We start from the raw sequence: 1,085 nt of genomic DNA on the forward strand, positions 1-1,085 counted from the left end.
ATTAAGTTGACAAAAATAACTAATCATGCGAAAAAGTTTTTTTAGTTAACAGATGTTCACACATGCCTCGAATTGTTTCTGTACCACTTAGTTTAGAACAGCGAGAACGACTCATTTTTCTGGCCAAGCATGCAAAACATTGGCGTGAAAGACAACGTGCCCAAACTATTCTCTGGCTTTCTGAAGGTAAAAGTGTTGCGGAAGTTGCCACTCTACAAGAACGTATCCCAGAAACCATAAGGCTACAACGCCGACGTTGGGAATTGTATGAGTTTGAATCGATTAAAGAAGGTCATCGCTCAGGTCGGCCCAATACATTGATCTCAGACTATCAGGCGAAAATCCTAGATTGGGTCAATACAAGTCCACTCAATGCAGAACAAATCCGAGTCAAACTACATGAAGAATACGAAGTGTCCGTGTCTGTTGAAACCATTCGTAAGTTTTTACGTGATTCAGGTATGGTCTTCAAGCGTACCCGTCATAGCTTGAAAAAAAAGAGATCCGATTGCATTTGAACAAGCAACACAGCAGATTGAAAAATTACGAGAGCAAGCGGCACGTGGTGAAATTATATTAGGTTATGTTGATGAAACAGGGTTTTCATCTACACCTGATAACCGCTATGCGTGGACAAAGATAGGTGATGTTCATGCGGTTGATGCAATAAGATTAAAACGAGTTAATGTCATGGGGTGTTTGCTTTCAACGGGGAAACTGGTGACAAGTTGTTTACAAGAGTCAGTTACAAGCACTTGGTTTTATGCCTATTTAACTGGAATAGCTCAACAAGTAAAACAGACTTATAACCTTCCATTGGTTCTTATTGTTGATAATGCCTCGATTCATAGAAGTAAAAAGATGGCTGATTACAGAGAGCTACTTAAAAGTAACTTTTCGACGAATTTGTATTTTATTCCAGCTTATAGCCCTGAGTTAAATCGAATCGAGATGGTATGGAAGCAGATGAAATATTATTGGCGAGATTTTCAAGTCATGACAGCTGATAAAATAGAGCAATGGGTGGAGAGAGTATCAAACCAATTCGGAAAAGAATACATGTTTACTTTTTAATGACAGCTTAT

At 38.7% G+C, this 1,085-nt stretch carries 2 protein-coding genes; both read left to right on the forward strand.

Features of this window, described 5'->3' with window-relative positions:
• The first annotated feature begins 62 nt into the window (after positions 1 to 62).
• Positions 63 to 518, forward strand: a complete 456-nt coding sequence (locus tag FTU05_RS17730; protein WP_004973749.1) for a helix-turn-helix domain-containing protein — start codon at positions 63 to 65, stop codon at positions 516 to 518.
• A 16-nt stretch (positions 519 to 534) separates the two neighbouring features.
• On the forward strand, positions 535 to 1,074 hold the full coding sequence (locus FTU05_RS17735) for an IS630 family transposase (RefSeq protein WP_141730351.1): 540 nt from the start codon (positions 535 to 537) through the stop codon (positions 1,072 to 1,074).
• Positions 1,075 to 1,085 lie beyond the last annotated feature (11 nt).

This window comes from Acinetobacter sp. YH12049 (genome assembly GCF_013419875.1).
GTDB classification, from domain to species: domain Bacteria; phylum Pseudomonadota; class Gammaproteobacteria; order Pseudomonadales; family Moraxellaceae; genus Acinetobacter; species Acinetobacter amyesii.

Excerpts from the sequence above, each read along its gene's own strand:
- FTU05_RS17730 (WP_004973749.1), top strand. The coding sequence starts at position 63 with ATGCCTCGAATTGTTTCTGTACCACTTAGTTTAGAACAGCGAGAACGA.